We start from the raw sequence: 1167 nt of genomic DNA, 5'->3' as shown, positions 1-1167 counted from the left end.
CTAGTCACCTGGAACCAAAGTAAGCTTCATTTTGTTTAACTTCTGTCACAAGAGCAGGAGTTTGATCGATGGTTGGCAGGCAGGCGGACGTCGTCGTTCTGAGCGACGCGGATAGAGGTTTTCTCGAATCTCAGGTGCGCCGGCATAAAGCGCCACGCTCCTTGTCGGATCGATGCCGGATGATCCTTTTGTGCGCGCAGGGTTTGCAAAGCAAGGACGTTGCCGAACGCCTGGGTGTTCACGAGCACACGGTTGGCAAGTGGCGCCGCCGGTTCGTACAGGATGGTATTGAAGGGCTGACAGATGAATATCGTGCGGGTCGACCGCGAACTGTCTCCGATACCCAGGTTGCCCAGGTCGTCGAGCGCACGTTGAACACCACTCCTAAGGATGCCACGCACTGGTCCATCCGTTCGATGGCAGCCGACAGCGGCCTTTCGCATACCACCATCCGTCGGATCTGGACCGCGTTTGGCCTGCAGCCGCATCGTGCCGAGACATTCAAGCTTTCCTCTGATCCGCTCTTTGTCGACAAGGTGCAGGACATCGTCGGTCTTTACATGTCGCCTCCGGATCGGGCGGTCGTGCTTTGCGTGGATGAGAAGTCGCAAATCCAGGCCTTGGATCGCGAGCAGCCTGTGCTGCCCATGGCCCCGGGCGTCGCCGAACGGCGCACCCATAGCTATGTCCGCAACGGCACGACATCGCTGTTTGCCGCGCTAGATGTTGCCACCGGGGCGGTGATCGGTCAGTGCTACAAGCGTCACCGGGCCACCGAATTCCTCGATTTCCTGAAGCGGATCGACGCCGAAATGCCCGATGGGCCGGACGTGCATCTGGTGATGGACAACTATGCGACCCACAAGACGCCGAGGATCAAGGCCTGGCTCGCGCGCCGCCCACACTGGCATGTTCACTTCACGCCAACGTCGGCATCCTGGATCAATCAGGTCGAGCGGTGGTTCGCCGAACTGACGCGAAAGCAGTTGCAGCGCGGCGTACACCGTTCCACCGCAGAACTGGAGGCCGACATCGACGCATTCATCGAAACCCACAACGAAAACCCAACCCCATACAAGTGGGTCAAATCCGCCGACCAGATCCTCGCATCGGTCAAGCGTTTCTGCCAGAAGACAATGAACCGAACTTCAGATTCAGGTGACTAGG

The 1167-nt window shown here is 58.8% G+C and carries 1 protein-coding gene; it reads left to right on the top strand.

What is annotated here, in order from left to right; genetic code table 11:
* The first annotated feature begins 68 nt into the window (after window positions 1-68).
* The gene (locus NKJ35_RS30790) at window positions 69-1166 is read left to right on the top strand and encodes an IS630 family transposase (protein ID WP_352651394.1); all 1098 of its coding nucleotides are present in this window, start codon (window positions 69-71) and stop codon (window positions 1164-1166) included.
* Window position 1167: the final 1 nt, after the last annotated feature.

Source organism: Mesorhizobium sp. M0136 (assembly GCF_040322515.1).
Classification (GTDB): domain Bacteria; phylum Pseudomonadota; class Alphaproteobacteria; order Rhizobiales; family Rhizobiaceae; genus Mesorhizobium.
The sequence above is the reverse complement of the archived record's forward strand: the minus strand, read 5'-3'. Positions and strand labels throughout refer to the sequence as shown.

Bases quoted from the DNA above. Each gene is read 5' to 3' on its own strand.
- NKJ35_RS30790 (WP_352651394.1), top strand. From the start codon at position 69: ATGGTTGGCAGGCAGGCGGACGTCGTCGTTCTGAGCGACGCGGATAGA.